The organism is Paraburkholderia silviterrae (assembly GCF_004353915.1).
GTDB classification, from domain to species: domain Bacteria; phylum Pseudomonadota; class Gammaproteobacteria; order Burkholderiales; family Burkholderiaceae; genus Paraburkholderia; species Paraburkholderia silviterrae.
This window is the reverse complement of the sequence record NZ_SMRP01000018.1, coordinates 122244-141342: the sequence shown is the minus strand read 5'-3', so window position 1 is coordinate 141342 and position 19099 is coordinate 122244. Positions and strand designations below refer to the sequence as shown.

The window sequence follows — 19099 nt, the reverse complement described above, 5'->3', positions numbered from 1 at the left end:
CTGGCGCCGCTTGCGGCTTCTGGGCGAATTCCGAATATCGGTGTGTGAAGCAATGGGATTCAAAATGGCCGTACGCTCGAAAGCGCACCACCATGAAGGCTTTTTGAATCGCATTTGACCGGCTGGGCCACAGTATCCGTTATTCGAGGGCTTTCGGCAAAAGACAGCGGGCATGCGTGCCGCCGCGAGCGGCGGCCTTTTCAGGGAGCGTCGTGAAAGATCAATTCCAGGCCGATGCGCTCGCCACTGCGCACGCGGCTGACTGCGTGCTTGAGCTTGACGCGGTAATGACCGTGCGCGCCTTCAACGGGACGCTGCGCGCTCGCGATGATGGCGGCGTCGCCGAGCGCGAGCGGCACGACCATCGGCCGCGACTGCATGCGCGGACGCTGCTCGGTCATGACGAATTCGCCGCCAGAGAAGTCCCGCTGCGGCGCGCTCAGCAGCGCGACCACCTGAAGCGGAAACACCTGCTCGCCCTCGTCGTGACGATGCAGCGCGAGACGATCGCCCTCGCGCAGCCGGCTCAGATGCGATTGCGGCCGATGCTGCCCGGCGCGACGGTTCGCTTCGAGAAAGGCCTCGAGCTCGGCGGGAAAGCGCGCTTCGAGGCCCGCAAGCGCTTGCCAGCGGTTCGCCACAGGCACGAGCCAGCGATAGAGCGCTGCGCGCCACGCGTGCAAAAGCGGCGGCAGGCGTTCGCCGAAATAGCGCAGCTCCCCGCCGCCCGGTTCCACCTGCGCGAACGAAGCCGCCATGAGCCCGGCATCGCGCGTCTCATCGCACGTTTCACCGAGCCATTCATCGAGCCCCTGTGCGAGCGCGCGTGCCTCATGGGGATCGAAGCAATTGGGCAGCACCGCGTAGCCTTCGGCATCGAGTTGCGCGCCGATGACGTTCGCATCGAAACGCTCGATCATGGCGTGTGCATTCATGCCGCCTCCCCAGCCGATGCCGATGCCGACGGCTCGCGCGCGTCGTGAAAGATCAGCCCAAGCGTGTGCCGCGTGCCGCTGCGCACCACGCTCACGCCATGACGCATGGCCACCCTGGATACGCTCGCACGCGCGCGCGCGTGCCCCGCCATGCCCGGCCGCTGATTGACGGCGAACACCACCGCGTCGCCCTGCTCCAACGGAACGACATCGGCATGCTGGCCGCGGCTTGCCGTTTCGGTCATCACGAATTCGCCGCCCGTGAAATCCTCGCCCGGCGCCGAAAGCAGAATCGCCACCTGAAGCGGAAACACATGGTCGCCGTAAAGGTCCTGATGCAGGCAGTTGTAGTCGCCCGCGCGGTAGCGGAGCATGAGCGGCGTGGGCCGCGTCTGCCCTGCCGCGTGGCAGCGCGCGAGAAACGCATCGAGCTCGGCGGGGTACTGCACGTCGAGGCCCATTTGCCGGTTCCAGCGGTTGGCGAGGGGCGCGAGGCGGCGGTAAAGCGCATGGCGCAAGCGTTCGAGCAACGGCGGCAGCGGATAGGCGAAATACTTGTACTCGCCACGCCCGAAGTTGTGGCGCGCCATCACGATGCGCGAACGAAAGCAGTCGTCGCGCGAATAAAGCGCGGCCAGCTGCTCGCACTGCCCCGCATGGAGCACGGACGGCAGCACCGCATTGCCATGGCGATCGAGCGACGCGGCCGCGTTCGCCCAGATCGCGTCCCAGTGTGCAGCCTGCTTTACATCGGCCATGAATTGTTTCCGGTGAGAGCTTGAACCCGTCCAGTCTAGCGCCGCCATGGCCGCATGAAACTCCGCACCTTGCGCTGCAATTCCTTGCGGACAGCGCCGCTGCCGGAGCGCTCGACGAACGCGCACGAGAGGCAGTGTTAGTATATGACCCGCTGTATAGGGCCCATTTGCCCCGTTGCGCGCCCGACCGCCGGAAATGGCGGTATCTTCCAGACGCTACGAACAACGCGCGAACCGTGCGGTGTGCCGGAATCCAGATGCGGGGCCTGCCCGCACACCGGATTCTATGCGTAGACCTTTATTTCAGTCATGACCGACCCGTTCTCCCCTCGCGCGGCCACGCCTGCGCGTGCAAGCAATTCACCGCGCTTCCTGCTGGCCCTGATTTGCCTGTACGCATCGGCGGGACAGCTCGCGATCGACATCTACGTCCCCGCGCTGCCCGCGATGGCTCGCTACTTCGGGACCTCGCCGCAGGCGATCCAGTCGAGCGTGTCCGGCTATATGGCCGCGTACGCGCTCGGCCAGCTCATCTTCGGCCCGATCGCGGATGCTTACGGGCGCAAGCGCGTGCTCGCGTTCGGGCTGGTGGTCTACACGATCGGCTGCGTGCTCTCGCTTGGCGCGCCCAATCTGGAGACGTTCGTGCTGGCGCGCTGCCTGCAGGGCATCGGCATCGCCACGACGAACCTGCTCGCCAAGGCGATCATCACCGATACGTTCCGCGGCAAGGCGCTCATGCATGCGTTCACCTATATGTCGATCACGTGGGGGCTCGCGCCGATCGTCGCGCCCGTGATCGGCGCACACCTGCAGACGTGGTTCGGCTGGCAGGCGTGCCTCGTGTTCCTGCTGCTCTATTCGCTCGCGATGTGGGCGCTGCTTTGGCGCTATCGCGAGACGCTGCCGCAGCCCGTGCACCTGGAGCTGCGCACACTCATGACGAACGCGGGCAAGGTGCTGGCGAGCCCGGTGTTCCAGAGCTGCTTTCTCGCCCAGGGGCTGTGCTACAGCATCCTGCTCGTGTTCAATATCGTCGGGCCGTTCATGGTGCTGAACACGCTGCACAAGCCGCCGACCTATTTCGGCTATCTCGCGCTCGGCATCGGCATGATGTACTTCCTTGGCGGCCTGTCGAACCGGGTGCATGGCCCGGGCCTGCCGAGCGCCGAGCGGCGGCTGCAGATCGGCGCGCGCGTGATGGCGGGCGCCGCGATCGCGATGCTCGCGCTCGCGCTGACCGTGGGCCTCGAGGTCTGGACGCTGGCGACGCCGGTGCTCGTAATGGGGCTGTGCGCAGGCGCGATGTATCCGACGCTGATGGCCAAGGGCAACTCGCTGTTCCCGCACATCGCGGGCCTGACGAGCGCCATACTCGGGTGTGCGCTCTTGCTCGTGTCTTCCGCGATGATGGGGCTCGCGGGGTTCGTCTCGGTGCATGTGCTCACGCCGCTTGCGGTGTTCTTCGTGATCCTCGCGCTCACGGTCGTCGTGATGGTGACGAAATTGCTGCGCTATCTGGAGCGCATGGAGTCCGAAGCGCTCGCGCGAGGCAGAGAAGAGGCGGTGTGAGCCGCTCCCGGCGACATCGCCGCTTCACGTACCGCCACGCCGCATTTCGAATTCGTCGACGAGAACCAGCAGGCGCACCATGAGCCGGGACTTCTGCTCGCCCGGCGCCTGATTCCAGAGATGGTCGAGCCACGCGGTGGCCAGCCTGTATTCTTCATGCGTGAGCCGATCGGCACCCGCTTGTGCACCCGCTTCTGCGCGCGCATGCATGATGTCGCCAGTCCCGCGGGAAACCGGAATGGGCTGCCGCGGCAGCGCTTCCGGTAGAAGGCTCAATCGAGTTCCGAAGATCGACACCGGTCGTGCTCCTGTGATGCTTCGTTCTGTGTCACGCGCCGAGCCTGGTGATCTTCTGGCCTTGCACGCCCATGCCCGCCATCAGCCCAACCTGTCCGAATATAAACGCATAGACGTCCGGGCGCAGGGTCGTGCTGGACATGTCCCGCCCCATGCCCGAGTCCGCCAGGACCACGCTCGGACCCGCGCCAATCGACCAGCCATCGCTACTATCGAGGTAACGCTCCGCGGCGGGCTTCGTGAGGAACATCGCCTCGGAAAAGCTCTGTGCGCCGGCCTGGAGCCCGTACGAAACGGCACTCGCGTTGTAGTAGCCCAGAACCTTTCCATCACGCGAGAACAACACGCCGTTGCCGCCCGAGCCGCCGAACATCAGTCCCGCTTTGAGGATGTCCGGAAAGACCAGTATGGCAACGGCATGGCTTCTCAACTCCTTGGCGCGAGGCACACTCGAATAGAGCTGCGCCAGCGCTACACGTGCATTCTGCTCGAGTTGCGCGTGAGACGATTGACTGGTTGAAGCGGACGGTGCCGCCCCCGCCCCAAGACTCGAACACCCACCAACGAGCAGGCCCGCAAGCACTGCGGCCATGCGTACAGTTTTAAACGACATCTTCAATTTTGCTTTCAACGATCAAGAGGTAACGCTCGCGCCAGGCCAAACGACATGACTGGCGAGCAAATTAAGGAAGTGACGGCTCGCAGGCTTACCTTGATACTATGCACTCCCTGGCGATCCGGATGCTGCGCCGCAGGTTGGCACGGCATCGCGCGCTCAGCGAACGGGCAGCCGCACCCGGGCCACGAGGCCGCACGGCCGGTTCGCGAGCAAATCGAGCGTACCGTCATGCTGCTTCGCGATCCGCTCCGCAATGGCAAGGCCGAGCCCCGAGCCGCTGCGCTGCTCGCTCTGCGGGCCACGCCTGAACGGCTGCTTCATGAGCGGCAACAGCTCAGCCGGCACGCCTGGGCCCTGGTCTTCGACGTCGATCGTCACGTAGCCATCCGCCATCCGGGTCCTGACCGCCAGCCCGCCACGGCCGTACACGACCGCGTTCTGCATCAGGTTCATCAACAGCCGCTGCATCCCCGTTGGCCGAAAAGCGAATTCGGGCAGCGCATCCAGCGACAAGTCGAAGACATATTCGAGCCCGACGTAGTCGGCCGCGAGACGCTCGATCAGTGCATTGAGGTCGCCGCGCTTCGCGGGCTCGCTGCCCCAGCCGCGCGCGAAGTCGATGAACTGCTGCACGATCAGGTCGATTTCCTCGACGAAGCGCTCCGCGCTCTCCACCGGCGCTTCGACGGACTCCGGCGCCTCGAGCACCATGCGCAGCTTGGTGAGCGGCGTGCGGATGTCGTGCGAGATACCCGCCAGCATCTGCGCGCGGGTCGTATCCAGTTCCTCGAGCGACGCCGCCATCCGGTTGAATGCGTCCGCAACCATCGCCAGCTCGTGCGCGCCTTCCACGGGCACGGCCTCGGGCCACGCCCCGTGCTCGATCGTGTCCGCCGCGCGCGCAAGACGCATCAGCAGCCGCTCGACCGGCCTATGGATCAGGAAGGCCACCAGCGCCGGAACCGTGGCGATGCACAGCAGCAGGCTGATCAACGTCCACGGCAGGCTCGGAATCGCATTCGGCGCGCCCGCGAGCAGCATCCAGTAATACGCGTCGTCCACACGCAGGCGGACCCAGACACGATGCGCGTTGCCTTGCTCGAAGCGAATCTGGCCGCCGGGGCCGAGTTCGCTCGATAGCCGCGAGACGAAATAGCGGGCGACGAAGCCCATCGGCAGCGGCTGCGCGGCACTCGCCGGCGGCACCTCGCCTTGCGATACGCCGTTGATCGCCAGCAGCTGCTGCTCGCGCGCCGCCGGCGGCAGCGCGGCGAGCAGCCGGCTCGCCGTGCGGATTTGCGAAGCGGTGAGCGCCGCCGCCTCGTCCGCTCGCGGGCGCTGGACGAAGAACAGATAAACGGCGCCCGCAAAGAGCTGACTGGTCAGCACCAGCACGATCAGCGCCAGCGCGTTGCGCACCAGTAACGAGCGATACCAGCCGAACATGGCCCTCCCCGATTAACGCCAGCTAGTCAACGGTGGCCCGATACTGTGTTGCCAATCGCGCCGCGTAATCATCCGAGCTTATACGACGAACGCGGCAAGGCAATATTGCATGCCGCTCAGGCCCAGTGTCCGGGCATCCAGCACCAGGTCGCGCCGCGCGCAACCCAGTGCCCCGGCATCCAGCGATAGCCGGGCCGCACGACTTGCCAGTGGCCCGGCACCCAGGCATACGCGCCCGCGCGCCATAGCCAGTGACCGGCATCCCAGACATAACCGGGCCGCGCCACCGGCACCGGCTCGAAACGAACCGGCGGAGGCGGCACGGGCGCCACCACCACCGCCTGTGCAAATACCGCCGATGCGCCGAGTGCCGCCAGAACCGCCGCGCCCGCGCGAACAAGATTGCGTTTTTTCATACGAGGTCACTTTCTCTTCGATCAGGACAGGCACGCAATATAAGCGCTAGCGCCAATACAACGTGCAACGAGTCATGTCATCCGGTTACAGCGCGCCTCGCTCCGCTTCGGACAATCAGCCATCGAGCTTCGCGACGAGCATATAGCCCACGCCCCAAACCGTGCGGATATGGCGAGGCGAAGAGGCATCCGCCTCGATGATCTTGCGCAGGCGCAGCACCTGGACGTCGATGCTGCGCGTGTTCGCTTCGTAGAGGCGCCCATGCGCGCGCTCGATCAGGTTCTCGCGGCTGACCGGCCGGTTCGGCGTCTCGGCCAGCGCGCACAGCAGCCGCATCTCCGCCGCGCCGACTTCGATCGGCTCGCCTTCGAGCGTCAGCTCCTGAGCATGCGGCTTGAGCAGATATTCGCCAATGCGCAGCGTGAGCGCGTCGTCGTCGCCCATCGTGCTGGGCATCGCGCCGTGCTGCCGCGCGAAGAGTTGCTGGCGGCGCAGCATCGCGCGCACGCGTGCGACCAGTTCGCTCGGCAAGAACGGCTTGCCGAGATAATCGTCGGCGCCCATTTCGAGGCCAACGACGCGGTCGATCGGATCGCCGCGTGCGGTCAGCATCAGGATGGGGATCATCTGCCCCTGGCTGCGCAGGCGTCTGCAGATCGACAGGCCGTCTTCGCCAGGCATCATGATGTCGAGAATCAGGAGGTCGAACGGATGCCGCTCGAGAAACGTATCGAGCTGGTTGCTGTCTCGCGCCGCGCGCACCTCGAAACCCTGTGCGCTCAGAAAGCGTTGCAGCATATTGCGAATCTCGAGGTCGTCGTCGAGCACGAGAATGCGGCCTTGGGGGGCCGGGTTCATCGTCTGTTCGTCGGCCGGTTTGGGTGGCGGCATGGCGGTTCGGAGCGCTAGCGGCAAGAAGAGTGGATACGAGTGTAGAGCCCGATGCCAACCGGTGCACGGCGCGCAAGCGCTCCGCAAGCGCGCGCGTGCCGTGAGCATCGCGGTCGGCGGGTCAATATGGAGCGTAATAATACTGGGCCGGCGCGTAAACCACGGCCGGCGCGGGCGCCACGACGACCGCACGCGGCACCTGGGGCGCCGCGATCGTGTTGCCCTTTGCGGTAATGCACTGCGCGTACGCGTTGTCGTATTGACGCTGCAGCGCCGCCTCGCTGCCGGCATACTGGTTGCGGCCCGCCGCGCTGCCGAGCAGCAGGCCGGCACCCGCCCCGATTGCCGCGCCGGCGCCGGCATTGCCCGCCCCCGCGCCGATCAGCGCCCCGGCCGCCGCGCCGCCCGCGGCGCCTAGCGCTGGAGCGGCCAGCGCGGAATTCGCCACAGCGGGCGACGCGGCAACCGGATTGACGATCTGCGCCGCGTACGTGCGGCACGCGTAATCGTCTTGCTGGAACGCGGCGATGGTCTTGCCCTGCGCGGGCAGCGCCATCACGGTTGGATAGCTGGGCGGCACGACTGCGCACCCGGCAAGACATGCCAACGCCAAAGCGGCGGCAAGCGCGGACTGATGCTTGAATGATTTCATGGCACGACAATTTCCGTTTCAGTGCATGGCCGGCAAAACCGCATAGGTGTGTGCACGCCAATGCAATATCGATTCGATCAGGCTTCATGGGCGCAACGCGCAAGCACACAGCCTGACCCTTGCGCTGATCTGCGATGCTGCCGCGCTATCGCACGACCACGACGCCACGTCCCCAGTAGCCGTATCCGCCGCGAACCACGACGGCGGGCGGACGCGCAACGTAGACGGGCGCGGGCACAAACGCAGGCGCCGCGACGACGACCGGCGCGGGAACGATGGTGGCGGGCACGGCGACAACGGGCGCAGCCACGGGAGCAGCCACGTAAGCCGGCGCGGGAACGGCAACGACCGGCGCGGGCGCGATCGGAATACTGATGCCCACCGCAACGCTGGTTGCCGACGCATAGCGAGCAACGCACGCACCGACGAGACCAATGGCGAATGAGACGAGAGAACGGATCTTCATGGCAGCTCCTGAATGGATGGACAACGGTCGCAAGCCTTGGGCGCGACGGTGGTCACACCTTAGAGAGGCGGCATATTCCAGGCTATTCAAAAGTTATGTCGACGTGTGTCGACGCGGCCCTGGGCGCAAAAAAGCCCATCCGCCATGGCGGAAGCGGATTGCCGAATGGGGGTGTACACGGGGAGGAACATCGAGATCGGGCAGGCGAGGACAAGCACTGCCGGCATGCGTCGTCGTGTGGGCGGCGCGCGGGCTGCGCCTCGCCGGTTGCTTGCATGTCAACCGGTGTGGCGAGCGGCGCGCCCCTGCAAAGCCGGCCTGGAACGAACGTTATTCGAGGCGGAGTTATTGATGCCGCTTTGCCGCGTATTGTGCGATGTCGTCGAGCGTCACATAACCCTTGTGGGCCGCGTCGATCTGATCGAAATTCTTGGCGACGAGCGGCATGCCGGCCTGCGCCTCGGCTTTGGTGAGCTTGCCGTCGTGATTGGTATCGGCCGCTTCGAAGCGCGACTGCAGTTGTTGCATCCTGGCATCTTGCGCGAAAGCCGAAGTCGCCATCGAAGTAGCCATCAGCGCCGCGGCCAACATCAGACTAATGCGTTTCATTTTCTCTCCATGAATAACGAAGCAGCGATTCAAGACTCGCATGGCGTGCAAGTGTAAAGGCCGCCACCCGTGAGCGGTTTACTGAATCGTTAGAAATGGATGTCAAGATATGTCACGCAGGGGCGATATTGCTGGCGCCCGAATATCAAGCGCCGCTAAGGACTTCCCCCAATATCTCGCACAGCGAGACTGTCAATAATTGCAGACATGCGGGCCAGTTCAGAGACTGGCCTATTTCTTGCGGCGCCTCGCACAGCACCCGCTGCACCCGCCCGGCCCGGGCTTCGCATTTTCGCTCCTCCCGACATTGCAATGCTCAGCTCTCCCCCTCATTTCGCATCGAGTGCCGAGCGGCCCAACCTGAGCAACTGGCACCGCGAATTGAGCGGCGCGCAGGATTTCGACCAGGTGACCGAAGTCGTCGGACGTGCGTTCAAGCCGCACGCGATGACCTTGCGCGATCCCGATCGCGCACTCAATACGCACCTCTATTCGAAGCAAATCGGGCGAATCTCGCTGCACATGCTCGAATATGGTGCCGAGGTGAAGGTCGAGCCGGACTGCTTCGAAGGCTTCGTGCTCGTGGAAATTCCATTGCGTGGCGGCGGCCGCTACCGATGCGGGCGCGAATCGCTCGACGGCGACACTGCGCACGCCGTCGTCATGTCCCCTGGCAAGCCCGTGCATCTGGACCTCGCGCCATCGCTCTCGCAGTTGATCGTGAAAGTGGATCAGCAGCTCATCGACCGCACCTGCGCGGCGCATCTCGGCTGCCAGGCGCGCGAGCCAGTCAGCTTCGATCTGGGCCTCGATCTGAACGGCCGCGCGGGCCGCGCGTGGATGAGCACGCTGCGCCACGTGATCGAAGGCAGCGAGACCTTTCCCGAGCTGCTCGAGAATGCCGGTTACTGCGCGCACATCGAGCAGATGTTGATCGATGCGCTGCTCTACGCACATCCGCACAACCTTTCGCACCGTTTTGCGCTCACGCAGGCGCTGCCCGCCATCGCGCCGGCTTACGTGCGGCGCGCCGTGGACTACCTCGAGGCGCATGCGGCGGAACCCGTCACTGTCGAGTCGCTCTCCGAAGCCGTGGGGGTGAGCGCACGCGCGCTCTTCAATGCGTTTCGGAGCACTTACGATCAAACGCCGATGGGCTATCTGCGCGAGCTGCGCCTGCGGCGTGTGCGCGAAGCTCTGCTCGAAGGCGCACCGCACGCCGAGAACCTCACGCAGCTCGCCATGCAATGGGGCTTCTTCCACTACGGCCGCTTCGCGCGGTATTACACCGAACGCTTCGGCGAACGCCCGCAGGACACGCTGCGACGCGGCCGCGCCGACACCGGCGCGCCGCCCGGTCGAGCCGTCAAAGCAAACTGACGCTGCGCGCGCGTTCGCCCGTGCCGGTGGGCACGTGGTGTGCCGCGCGATTGATTTGCTCGATCACCCACGGGTGGGCCATGGCCGCGCGGATCGTCGAGGTCCGCACTTCGTCGGGCAGGCACGCGACTTCGCCATAGAGCGTCGACCACTTCTGGCAATGATCGACGAGCGGGCGCTCGCGCGCTTCCCACGCTTCGAGCGCGGCGGGAATGGCCTCGGCGCACTCGATGCCTTCGAGCGCGCACGCGAGCGCGAGGCCGTTCTGCATCGCCATGCCGCCGCCCTGGCCGAGATTGGGCGGCTGCGCATGCGCGGCATCGCCGAGAATCGCCGTGCGTCCCGCCGACCACGCGCTGCACTGGATGATGCTGTACACGCCCCAGCTCACGTCCGCGCCAATGCGCTCGATCAGGTGCGCCCAGCGAGGGAACGCCTCGCTCCATAGCGCCTTGTCGAGGTGCGTGTCGCGCGCCGCGCGATCGCGCTCGGGACAGGTCAGCGCGAGATAGATCTGCGTCTCGTTGATGGGCGTGATGAGAAAACGCCGCTCCGCATTCCAGTTCTCGATGTACTTGCCCGCATCCCCGGCGGGAATGTCGCCGGGCCGCCGCTCGATCACGGTGCGCAGCGCGCCCTCGGCGGTCTGCTGGTGAAACGTTTCGAGGCCGAGCGCCTCGCGCACGCGCGACCAGATACCGTCGACGCCCACCGCGAGATCCGCGCGCGCCACGTCCCCGTTGGCGAAACGCAATTCGCCGCGCGGCGTGGCGCCAATCACTTCCGAAGACGTGACCACCTTCACGCCCGCGCGCAGCGCCGCATCGCGCAGGGCGTCGAGCAACTGACTGCGCTTGACCGTGATGAGCCGCTTGCCGGCACCGACCGGCGCCGAATCGATCACCCCACCGTGCTTGTCGCGCTGCTCGAACGCGCGGCCCTCGAAGGCGCCGCGCACGGCGTCGTCGTAAGCGCCGAGCGCGTCGAGCACGCGCAGGCCGTTCTCCCAGATATAGATGCCCGAGCCCGAGGCGCGCAGCGCCGACTGCCGTTCGTAGACAGTCACGTCGCAGCCGCGCTGCGCCAGCGCAGCCGCGGTGGCGAGGCCGCCGAGACCTCCGCCCGCGATAATGGCCGACAGTGTCTTGCTCATGATTGTGATCTCCGTATGTGTCTTGTGTCTCTGGTGCTGCTTGCGCTCCGTATCACCGTGAATGCGTGAGCGCTCGAATTCACGCTTGCGAGGTCGATGCTCACACCAGCCAGGGCGTGTCCGCCCCAGCGCGCGGCACGCTGGCGACGCCATCGCGGCGCACGTACCATTCGCTGCGCTGGCCGTCGGGGTCCGCGAGGAACAACGCGCGCTTCCATGGCAGGTCGACGACGCGTAACGGGGCGATGCCGCGTGCGCGCAGCGTGTCGAGCGCAGCATCGAGGCTCGCCTCGTCAGCAAGCTCGAAGGACGCGTGATGGTAGCTGGCCACCGCGCCTTCGACCAACACGAGGTTGTACGGATAGTCCGCGTGGCGCGCGCCAAGCCACGCGGCGCCTGGCTCGCGGCGCACCACCTGCAGGCCGCCAATACGCGTGTAGAAGTCGAGCATCGCATCGAACTTCGCGGTGACGAGCACCGCATGCGTGATCCGGCGCGGATGCACGGCCGCGCCTTCGACGTGGCGCAGCAAGGGCGCATCGTCGTAAAGCCCGGTTGTCGACGGCTCCTGTGCGGCCGGGTCCCAGACGCTCGTGAGCAACTCCATCTCGCCGCTCAACACCGAGCGCCAATCCTTCACGGTGTCGCAATAGAACTCGTTGTAGTTACGGTCGGGGTCGAATACGTAGACGCTGTGTGCGACCTGATGATCGACGGTCAGGTCGAGCGGCACGCCTGCCGCCTTCAGCCGCCGCCAGGCTGCCACCAGCTCCGCTTCGTTCGCCAGCTCCCACGCAAGATGATTGAGGCCGGGCGCGAGGCCGATCGTGCCGGGCAGTTGCAGCAATCCATTGCGCCCATAGCGGTCCACCCCGCCGGTGGTCTTCATCATGCCGAGATCGTGCGGCGTGTGGCCGGTGCCCAGAAACGTCGCCTGCAGATCCGGCTCCCAGAACTCGACGTTCAGGCCGCACACGTCGCGATAGAAGGCCTCGGATCGGCCGAGGTCGTCCACCCACAGGTTGACATGGCCCAGGCGCCGCGGCGCGAAGTAAGGGCCGTTCGCGGCAGCGGGCGCCACAGGCGAGACCGGCGACACAGCTGGGGACAACGTTGAGGTCATGAATTGCGCTCCTTCTGCGGAAATGGTCGGTCCGGGCGCGCGAATGCGGGCACAAGCAGGCACAGGCAGCCACAAGTGGCCACAAGCAGCCACAAGCGCGCGAACCGGCAATGTCGGGTGCTGCGCCTGCCGAAGGCCAGCTCAAGGCGGGCAACGGCCAGGCGTAAGCCGATCTTATCGACGCGCGAAACCGCCGTGACCATGTGGCTGCAATTCGATGCGGGAATCGGATGTCCGCGTCATTTTCCGGACTGCGGCATCACTTTCGTTGCCCAACAATGCGTTCACCGCACGGCGCTGCGCATGCCGTGCGCCACACCGATTCGCCCGCCCCACTACTACGACCAGGAGACCCGACATGCTTTGGACGCAAACCAGCCCGGCCCAGCGCCGCGCGATTCGCCAGTGGCAATGCTATGCGCTCGCCATCGGCATTCTGGGCGAGCTTTTCCTCGCCGGCGACTGGTACGGCTTTGCCGCCGTGATGACCTTCGTTTCGCAAACGCTGCATCTGAGCCCGACCGAAGCCGGCTTTGTGCAAGGCGCCTTCGCCATCACCTACTGCATCGGCATGCTGTTCTGGTCGCCGTTCGCCCGCAAATGGTCCGCGCGCAAGCTGTTCGCGATCGGACTGCTAGGCACGGGCGTGTTCATGCTCGCACAGGCCGCGGCGGGCGATTTCGCGCAACTCGTCGGCGCGCGTCTGCTCATCGGCTTCTTCGACGCGGCCGTGTGGGTCGGCACCATGAAGCTCATCGTTGGATGGTTTCCCACCGAGCGCCACGGCGCCACCATGGGCACGCTGCTCGCCGCGTTCAGCCTCGCCATCACGCTCGACTTCGCGGTGGGTATTCCCATGGCCGTCTCGCTCGGCTGGCGCGCATTCCTCGTCTCGCTCGGCTGCCTCACGCTGCTCGTCGGCGTGCTTGGCCTCTTGACCATCAAGGGCGGGCCTCAAGAGATCGGCATCGCGGGCTTTCGCTGGCAGGCCGGCGCTGAGCCGTCCCACCACGGCGGCAATCTGGCGCTCTCGCAGATCTTCCGTGCGCGCTGGATCTATATCGGCTGGCTCGCCATCTTCGGCGATACGTTCGCGCTCGCCGCCACCGCCACGTGGGTCGTGCCCGCGTTCATCCAGCAACAGGGCATGCCCGTGCAGAGCGCCGCGCTGATCGGCACGTTGATGGGGCTCTCTCAGGTGGCGTTCCTGCTCGTGGGCGGCTGGCTGTCCGACCGCATGTCGCGCATCACGATGATCCGGCTCGGCGCCGCGCTCTCGGTCCTCTCGGCATTGAGCTTCGCTGCGGCCACGCACTATGCGATGTCGTGGGGCATGTTGCTCGCCATTGCCGGCGCAAGCGGCGTGGCCGTGCTCTCGGGCGGCGCGATCTTCAGCCTCGTGAGCGAGAACTATGGCGAAAAGCTCGCCGCGACCGCCATTGGCTACGCGGAGCTGGGCGGCATCGTCTCGACCTTCATCGCCCCCACGCTCATGGGCTGGGTGATCGATATCGCGCATTCGTTCACGGCGGCGTTCATGGCGTTCGTCGCGGTCGAGGCCGTGATCCTGGTCGCGCTGCTCGTGATCGCCGCAAAGCGCGCCGCCGTGCCGGCCGCGGCCATCGCCCACTGACCCGCCGCCCCCCACGTTCACGCGGATCGACATGGAGACGCGCATGCCAGGCCCGACACTGCCCGAGCGCTATTCACCGGCGCAATGCGAAGCAAACTACAACCTGCGCGCGCGCCACCCCAATGCGCTCGAACTGATGGCCGGCTGGCAGCGCCACGCCGCGAGCGCACGCGCGACGCTCGAGCACTACGCGGACGAGCGCTTCGGGGAGAGCGCCCACGAGCTGATCGACGTTTTCCCCGCCGCGCGCCGCGATGCCCCCGCCGTGATGTTCATTCACGGCGGCTACTGGCAGGCGGGCGACAAGCACGACGTATCGTTCGTTGCGCCCTTGCTGGTGCGTAGCGGCATTTGCGTGGCCATCAACAACTACGCGCTCGCACCGGGCGCATCGCTCGACACGATGGTCGCGCAAACGCTCAACGCGCTCCATTGGCTGCATCGCCACGCGGGGCGCTTCGGCATCGACGCGAACCGCATCTACGTCATGGGCCATTCGGCGGGTGGCCACCTCGCTGCAATGATGCTGACGACACATGGCGCGGCAAACGGCATGGCCGCGCCGGTGCGAGGCGCGATCGCGCTCTCCGGCCTGTTCGATCTCGTGCCGCTCGTCGACACGAGCATCAACCGCGCGCTCGGTCTGAACGAGGCCAACGCGAAGCGCCTGAGCCCCGCGCGTATCGCGCGCCACAGCGATGCGCCCATCCACATGCTCGTGGGAGAAGGCGAAACGCGCGGCTTTCACGAGCAACGAACGCTGTTGAGCAGCCAGTGGCAAGGCGTGCACGCTTTGCCGCCTGTGCCGCGCCGCCATCACTACGACATCCTCGAAATCTTTCGCGAGCCGGGCAATGCGTGGCTCGATTCGATCGTCGGCATCGTGCGCGCGGCAACGACCCCAGGCAGCTTCCTGTAGACGCCATTCGAATAAAACCCAAATCTGGAGCACACGTGAAAAAGAGCTTGATGGCGGTTGGCGCAATTGCACTCTGTTCGGCCACGCTCGCCGACGCGCAAAGCAGCGTGACGCTGTACGGCAACCTGGACACCAGCGTTGCCTTCTTCAACAACGTCGGGGGCAAACAGCTTTATACGACCGAAGACGGCAACTTCATTCCCGACTTCTTCGGCCTCACCGGCGCCGAAGATCTGGGCGGCGGACTCTCGGCCATTTTCAGGCTCGAATCGGGCTGGCTGCCCAGCAGCGGCAAATTGACGGTGCCCAACCAGATCTTTCAGCGCGAAGCCACGGTGGGACTTTCGTCTGATCAATTCGGCACCTTGAAGCTCGGTCATCAGCCGAGCTTCATGTTCGACGTGCTGTCACCCATGAGCACCGGATGGATTGGCGGCGGATTCAACACGTTTCACCAGGGCAATCTGGATGAGCTGGCCAACACGTTCGAATTCGACAATTCGGCCAAATACGTCAGTCCGACGTATTACGGCCTTTCGTTTGGCGCCCAATTCGGCTTTGGCAATCAACCCGGCAATTTCGCGGAAGGCCGCAATTACGGCTTCACCGTTCAATACAAAAATGGACCGTTGAAGCTGGGCGCGGTGTACACGAATGAAAGCGACCGCTTTCTCGAACTGGTCGACTTCGTGGGGCTCAGATCATTTCTTGGCACGCCGCTGCCCGCGCAAGGCATCGTCGCCGATCGCGTGCAGAACTGGGGCGCAGGCGGCACGTACGCGCTGGGCGACTGGCTGCTGCACGCGATGTTCACGCAAACGCGCATCGACATGCCAGGCGAAAGCGCCAATGCCAACACCGTCGACGCCGGCGTGAGCTACACACTCGGAAAAGTCGATACCATCGGGTTTGGCGGCTCGATCGAGAATCTCGACGGCGGCCATTGGGTGACGCTGAGTTTGTCGAATCTTTATTCGCTATCGAAGCGCACCGTGCTGTACCAGCAAGCGATGTATCAGCACGCATCGGGCGCGAATGCCGTGGCTTCCCTGCTTGGCGCGGGTCCGGCGTCCGGTAGCTCGCAAGTGGGCGTGGCAATCGGCATTCAACACTTCTTTTAAACGCTCGCGCCATGCCGAAGCGGTCTGCTTCGGCATGGTTTCAGCGCGCACCACAACGCGATATTGGCGGCACTGGCCTCAAGAGTGGGTATACCGCAGATCGTCCTCGCCGCGCGCCACGCCCGCGCTGTGCCGATCGAACGCGCGCGTCAGATCCTCCAGATAGTCGTCCGTGGCCCGCTCGAACTCCGGCGATCCGTACGCGAAGTCATCGGGATTCGTTTTCCCCTGAGCGCGCCGGATGATCGACACGGTCAGAACCATGGCGCGATCGAATGCGAGATTCACTTTCGCCTTGCGCGGATTGCGATTTCTATTTTCCATGCAGCGGTTGTCGGCACGGATCGGACGAACTTTAGGGCGCCGTTTGAAGCATGAACAAACTAGCGCGGCGAAGTTGCCGCGCGCGAGCGTCGCCGCTTGGACGTGGCCTGCGCATGGAGCCGGTTGTCGTCGCGCTCGAGCGCGGCCGGCAACTCCGCCTTCAACAGCTCGACCCACGCGCGGGTCTTGGCTTCGAGAAATTTTCTCGATGGCATCAGCACGTAGACGCCCACGTCGAGCGAGCGCCAGCTCGGCAAGACATGCACGAGCTCGCCGCGCTCCATTTGGTCCAGCACGGCGAAGCCCGGCAGCAAGGCGATACCGAGCCCGGTGCAGGCCGCGTGCACGACAGCCTCGGGATGATCGCCGATCAGCGGGCCCGCGGGCTCGAACGAATGGGTGGCTTTGCCATCGGTGAGTGCCCAATGCGGCGTAGTGGAGGGATTGACGAGGCGCAGGCACGCATGGCCGGCCAGATCCCGCGCGGTCTTTGGCGCGCCATGCTGCGCGAGATACGCGGGCGCCGCGCACAGCACGCCATGAACCGCGCCAAGCCGCTGCGCGACGAGACTGGAATCCGGCAGGCGCGGCGTGAGATAGACGCTCACATCCACGCCCTCGGCCAGCAGATCCGGCACATATTGCGAGGCGCTGTACTCCACCGTCACGGCGGGATACAGCGAGCAGAACTTCGCCACGAGCGGCACCACATAGCGATCGCCAAAGCTCGCCATGCAAAGCAGCCGCAGCCGCCCGGCGGGCTGAATGCGCGCGCCGCTCGCCTCGCTTTCCGCTTCCGTGACCAGCTCGAGGATGGTCCGGCACTGGTTGGCATAGCGCTCGCCGGCGCTCGTGAGCGCGAGACGCCGCGTCGTGCGCTGCAGCAGCTTTGTTTGCAGGCGGTTCTCCAGCTCGGAAACGAGCCTTGAAACCTGCGCTGTCGTCAGCTCCATATGCACCGATGCCGCCGTGAAGCTTCCCGCGTCGACGACCCGCACGAACGCGGTCATCGCGTGCAGCAAGCCGTAATCGAGATTCTTGCGCATGACGTAATAAATTTTCGGATCCCACTGTATTTTTGCACGGGAGCCGACTAGTTAGGATCGTCGCAGATGTCGATACGCGACGTCCGGGCTCCCGAAAAACCCTGGGTGCCACAGCTGATTGATGGGTTCGATATCGAGGTAAGCAAACAATGAACGGCGCTGAAAGTCTGTTGCGTTCGCTGGTCGCGAACGGTGTGGAAGTGTGCTTTGGCAACCCGGGCACGTCCGAGATGCATTTCGTGGCGGCGCTCGATTCGGTCGAGGGCATGCGGCCGATCCTTGGCCTGTTCGAAGGCGTGGTGACGGGCGCGGCCGACGGCTACGCGCGCATGGCGGGCAAGCCGGCGGCCACGCTGCTGCACCTCGGGCCGGGCCTCGCCAACGGGCTTGCCAATTTGCACAATGCGCGGCGGGCGTCGAGTCCGGTCGTCAATATCGTTGGCGATCATTCGTCGAGCCACGCGCGCTATGAAGCGCCGCTCACCTCCGATATTCAGGGCTTTGCGCGCCCCGTGTCGCACTGGATTCACTCGTCGAGCAGCGCGCTGACCGTGGGCGCCGACGCCGCCCGCGCGGTGCAGGCCTCGATGACGGGCGCCGGGCAGATCGCGACCTTGATTCTGCCGGCCGACACGGCCTGGTCGCAAGCCGATGCGGTCGCATCAGCGCTGCCGGCTCCGGCGCCCGCACGCGTGAGCGACGCGACGATCGAACATATCGCCGCGCTCGCGCAAAGCGGCGTGAAGACGGCGTTTTTGCTGAGGGGCAAGGCGCTGCAAGGCGCGGGGCTGCGCGCGGCCGGACGCATTGCCGCGAAGACGGGCGCGCGGCTGCTTTGCGACACGTTCGCACCGCGCATCGAACGTGGCGCCGGGCGCGTGCGGGTTGAGCGCTTGCCGTATTTCGCGGAACAGGTTGTAGAGTTTCTCGCCGGTACTGAGCTGCTCGTGCTGGTGGGCGCGCAAGCGCCGGTCAGCTTCTTCGGCTACCCGGACAAGCCTAGCTGGCTCACGCCGGGAGGATGCCGTATTGCTGTGCTTGCGCATCCGCATGAAGACGGTGCCGCGGCGCTCGGTGCGCTAGTTGATGCGCTTGGCGCGCAGCAGTGTGTCGCGCCGTTGAACTCGCGTGTGGTTGATGATCTTGCTCCGAATGGGGCGCTCGATGGCGAGTCGATCATGCGAAGCGTGGCCAGGCATTTGCCTGAGAATGCGATCATTACCGAAGAGGCGTCGCTCGCGATGGCGTATTCCGGACTGAGCGAGTCGGCCGCGCCGCACGATCTGCTGACCCTCACGGGCGGTGCTATCGGGTGCTTGATGCCCGTCTCGATTGGTGCGGGCATTGCTTGCCCTGAGCGTAAAGTCGTTAATCTTCAGGGGGATGGCAGCGCCATGTATACGGTTCAGGCTCTCTGGACGCAGGCTCGGGAGAATATCGATGTGGTGACCGTTATTTACGCTAATCGTGGGTATCGGATTCTTGCGAATGAGCTTAAGCGCGTAGGCGCGAGGACGGATGGCGTGCATGCTGCTTCCATGTTTGATTTGGGGAATCCGTCGATGGATTGGGTCGCGCTTGCGAGGGGGATGGGGGTCGAAGGCGTGCGCGTGGAGTCCGGTGCTGCGTTTGATGCGGTGTTTGCTGACGCTATGAAGCGGCGTGGGCCGATGGTTATTGAAGCCGTTATTTGAGCGCAGGGCTTGGTTTGGTGGTCGCCTTCGTGCGTTGGCCTTTC

Annotated in this window: 20 protein-coding genes; 6 read left to right on the top strand and 14 right to left on the bottom strand. The window is 65.2% G+C overall.

From position 1 onward, the window contains the following. Positions 1-200: 200 nt before the first annotated feature. Positions 201-935, bottom strand: a complete 735-nt coding sequence (locus EYW47_RS28285; protein ID WP_133198143.1) for a 2OG-Fe(II) oxygenase — start codon at positions 933-935, stop codon at positions 201-203. After that, on the bottom strand, positions 932-1693 hold the full coding sequence (locus EYW47_RS28280; RefSeq protein WP_133198142.1) for a 2OG-Fe(II) oxygenase: 762 nt from the start codon (positions 1691-1693) through the stop codon (positions 932-934). The genes EYW47_RS28285 and EYW47_RS28280 overlap by 4 nt, the downstream gene beginning before the upstream one ends. A 309-nt stretch (positions 1694-2002) precedes the next feature. On the opposite strand from EYW47_RS28280, the gene EYW47_RS28275 reads away from it, so the two are divergent. Beyond that, positions 2003-3265: a multidrug effflux MFS transporter gene (locus tag EYW47_RS28275; RefSeq protein ID WP_133198141.1), complete on the top strand. Its 1263-nt coding sequence runs from the start codon at positions 2003-2005 to the stop codon at positions 3263-3265. A 24-nt stretch (positions 3266-3289) separates the two neighbouring features. Here the strand turns inward: EYW47_RS28275 and EYW47_RS28270 are convergent, their stop codons facing one another. The 8 genes from EYW47_RS28270 to EYW47_RS28235 all read right to left on the bottom strand — a co-directional run bounded on the left by EYW47_RS28270 (position 3290) and on the right by EYW47_RS28235 (position 8662). After that, positions 3290-3541 carry a hypothetical protein gene (locus EYW47_RS28270; RefSeq protein ID WP_133198140.1) on the bottom strand — a complete coding sequence of 84 codons (252 nt, stop codon included), beginning with the start codon at positions 3539-3541 and terminating at the stop codon, positions 3290-3292. 52 nt (positions 3542-3593) lie between these two features. Then, on the bottom strand, positions 3594-4175 hold the full coding sequence (locus EYW47_RS28265; protein WP_133198139.1) for a lipid-binding SYLF domain-containing protein: 582 nt from the start codon (positions 4173-4175) through the stop codon (positions 3594-3596). A gap of 162 nt (positions 4176-4337) precedes the next feature. Continuing rightward, positions 4338-5627, bottom strand: a complete 1290-nt coding sequence (locus EYW47_RS28260; protein ID WP_133198138.1) for an ATP-binding protein — start codon at positions 5625-5627, stop codon at positions 4338-4340. A gap of 116 nt (positions 5628-5743) precedes the next feature. Continuing rightward, positions 5744-6043, bottom strand: coding sequence for a YXWGXW repeat-containing protein (locus EYW47_RS28255; RefSeq protein WP_133198137.1), 300 nt, complete (start codon positions 6041-6043; stop codon positions 5744-5746). A gap of 115 nt (positions 6044-6158) precedes the next feature. Beyond that, a complete protein-coding gene (locus tag EYW47_RS28250; RefSeq protein WP_240763955.1) occupies positions 6159-6935 on the bottom strand; it encodes a response regulator in 777 nt (258 codons plus the stop codon). Positions 6936-7056: 121 nt separating this feature from the next. Beyond that, a complete protein-coding gene (locus tag EYW47_RS41040) occupies positions 7057-7587 on the bottom strand; it encodes a glycine zipper family protein (RefSeq protein WP_165976697.1) in 531 nt (176 codons plus the stop codon). A gap of 145 nt (positions 7588-7732) precedes the next feature. Then, complete coding sequence (locus tag EYW47_RS28240; RefSeq protein ID WP_133198135.1) at positions 7733-8053, bottom strand: hypothetical protein; 321 nt, start codon at positions 8051-8053, stop codon at positions 7733-7735. Positions 8054-8398: 345 nt separating this feature from the next. Next, positions 8399-8662, bottom strand: coding sequence for an EF-hand domain-containing protein (locus tag EYW47_RS28235; RefSeq protein ID WP_133198134.1), 264 nt, complete (start codon positions 8660-8662; stop codon positions 8399-8401). Positions 8663-8974: 312 nt separating this feature from the next. On the opposite strand from EYW47_RS28235, the gene EYW47_RS28230 reads away from it, so the two are divergent. Then, the gene (locus tag EYW47_RS28230) at positions 8975-10042 is read left to right on the top strand and encodes an AraC family transcriptional regulator (RefSeq protein ID WP_165976696.1); all 1068 of its coding nucleotides are present in this window, start codon (positions 8975-8977) and stop codon (positions 10040-10042) included. On the opposite strand, the gene EYW47_RS28225 is transcribed toward EYW47_RS28230, so the two are convergent. Then, complete coding sequence (locus tag EYW47_RS28225; protein WP_133198132.1) at positions 10029-11195, bottom strand: FAD-dependent oxidoreductase; 1167 nt, start codon at positions 11193-11195, stop codon at positions 10029-10031. The genes EYW47_RS28230 and EYW47_RS28225 overlap by 14 nt on opposite strands. Before the next feature lie 100 nt (positions 11196-11295). After that, positions 11296-12318: a VOC family protein gene (locus EYW47_RS28220; protein ID WP_133198131.1), complete on the bottom strand. Its 1023-nt coding sequence runs from the start codon at positions 12316-12318 to the stop codon at positions 11296-11298. A gap of 358 nt (positions 12319-12676) precedes the next feature. On the opposite strand from EYW47_RS28220, the gene EYW47_RS28215 reads away from it, so the two are divergent. From EYW47_RS28215 to EYW47_RS28205, 3 genes are read left to right on the top strand one after another with little or no spacing between them, the layout of a single operon-like run. Continuing rightward, entirely contained in the window at positions 12677-13951 is a 1275-nt protein-coding gene (locus EYW47_RS28215) for an MFS transporter (RefSeq protein ID WP_133198130.1), read from the top strand. Positions 13952-13994: 43 nt separating this feature from the next. Then, the gene (locus tag EYW47_RS28210; protein ID WP_165976695.1) at positions 13995-14870 is read left to right on the top strand and encodes an alpha/beta hydrolase; all 876 of its coding nucleotides are present in this window, start codon (positions 13995-13997) and stop codon (positions 14868-14870) included. Positions 14871-14905: 35 nt separating this feature from the next. Next, positions 14906-15991 carry a porin gene (locus EYW47_RS28205; RefSeq protein WP_133198128.1) on the top strand — a complete coding sequence of 362 codons (1086 nt, stop codon included), beginning with the start codon at positions 14906-14908 and terminating at the stop codon, positions 15989-15991. A gap of 78 nt (positions 15992-16069) precedes the next feature. Here EYW47_RS28205 and EYW47_RS28200 read toward each other — a convergent pair whose 3' ends face one another. Then, positions 16070-16279, bottom strand: coding sequence for a hypothetical protein (locus EYW47_RS28200; protein ID WP_205710171.1), 210 nt, complete (start codon positions 16277-16279; stop codon positions 16070-16072). A 95-nt stretch (positions 16280-16374) separates the two neighbouring features. Continuing rightward, positions 16375-17361 carry a LysR family transcriptional regulator gene (locus EYW47_RS28195; RefSeq protein WP_133198127.1) on the bottom strand — a complete coding sequence of 329 codons (987 nt, stop codon included), beginning with the start codon at positions 17359-17361 and terminating at the stop codon, positions 16375-16377. A gap of 149 nt (positions 17362-17510) precedes the next feature. Between EYW47_RS28195 and EYW47_RS28190 the strand changes: the two genes are divergently transcribed. Then, complete coding sequence (locus tag EYW47_RS28190) at positions 17511-19055, top strand: acetolactate synthase large subunit (protein ID WP_133198126.1); 1545 nt, start codon at positions 17511-17513, stop codon at positions 19053-19055. Positions 19056-19099 lie beyond the last annotated feature (44 nt).

What these genes read in the sequence shown, in the direction of transcription:
- EYW47_RS28285 (WP_133198143.1), bottom strand. Translation starts at nt 935, where the DNA reads ATGAATGCACACGCCATGATCGAGCGTTTCGATGCGAACGTCATCGGC.
- EYW47_RS28280 (WP_133198142.1), bottom strand. Translation starts at nt 1,693, where the DNA reads ATGGCCGATGTAAAGCAGGCTGCACACTGGGACGCGATCTGGGCGAAC.
- EYW47_RS28275 (WP_133198141.1), top strand. Translation starts at nt 2,003, where the DNA reads ATGACCGACCCGTTCTCCCCTCGCGCGGCCACGCCTGCGCGTGCAAGC.
- EYW47_RS28265 (WP_133198139.1), bottom strand. Translation starts at nt 4,175, where the DNA reads ATGTCGTTTAAAACTGTACGCATGGCCGCAGTGCTTGCGGGCCTGCTC.
- EYW47_RS28260 (WP_133198138.1), bottom strand. Translation starts at nt 5,627, where the DNA reads ATGTTCGGCTGGTATCGCTCGTTACTGGTGCGCAACGCGCTGGCGCTG.
- EYW47_RS28255 (WP_133198137.1), bottom strand. Translation starts at nt 6,043, where the DNA reads ATGAAAAAACGCAATCTTGTTCGCGCGGGCGCGGCGGTTCTGGCGGCA.
- EYW47_RS28250 (WP_240763955.1), bottom strand. Translation starts at nt 6,935, where the DNA reads ATGCCGCCACCCAAACCGGCCGACGAACAGACGATGAACCCGGCCCCC.
- EYW47_RS41040 (WP_165976697.1), bottom strand. Translation starts at nt 7,587, where the DNA reads ATGAAATCATTCAAGCATCAGTCCGCGCTTGCCGCCGCTTTGGCGTTG.
- EYW47_RS28240 (WP_133198135.1), bottom strand. Translation starts at nt 8,053, where the DNA reads ATGAAGATCCGTTCTCTCGTCTCATTCGCCATTGGTCTCGTCGGTGCG.
- EYW47_RS28235 (WP_133198134.1), bottom strand. Translation starts at nt 8,662, where the DNA reads ATGAAACGCATTAGTCTGATGTTGGCCGCGGCGCTGATGGCTACTTCG.
- EYW47_RS28230 (WP_165976696.1), top strand. Translation starts at nt 8,975, where the DNA reads ATGCTCAGCTCTCCCCCTCATTTCGCATCGAGTGCCGAGCGGCCCAAC.
- EYW47_RS28225 (WP_133198132.1), bottom strand. Translation starts at nt 11,195, where the DNA reads ATGAGCAAGACACTGTCGGCCATTATCGCGGGCGGAGGTCTCGGCGGC.
- EYW47_RS28220 (WP_133198131.1), bottom strand. Translation starts at nt 12,318, where the DNA reads ATGACCTCAACGTTGTCCCCAGCTGTGTCGCCGGTCTCGCCTGTGGCG.
- EYW47_RS28215 (WP_133198130.1), top strand. Translation starts at nt 12,677, where the DNA reads ATGCTTTGGACGCAAACCAGCCCGGCCCAGCGCCGCGCGATTCGCCAG.
- EYW47_RS28210 (WP_165976695.1), top strand. Translation starts at nt 13,995, where the DNA reads ATGCCAGGCCCGACACTGCCCGAGCGCTATTCACCGGCGCAATGCGAA.
- EYW47_RS28195 (WP_133198127.1), bottom strand. Translation starts at nt 17,361, where the DNA reads ATGCGCAAGAATCTCGATTACGGCTTGCTGCACGCGATGACCGCGTTC.
- EYW47_RS28190 (WP_133198126.1), top strand. Translation starts at nt 17,511, where the DNA reads ATGAACGGCGCTGAAAGTCTGTTGCGTTCGCTGGTCGCGAACGGTGTG.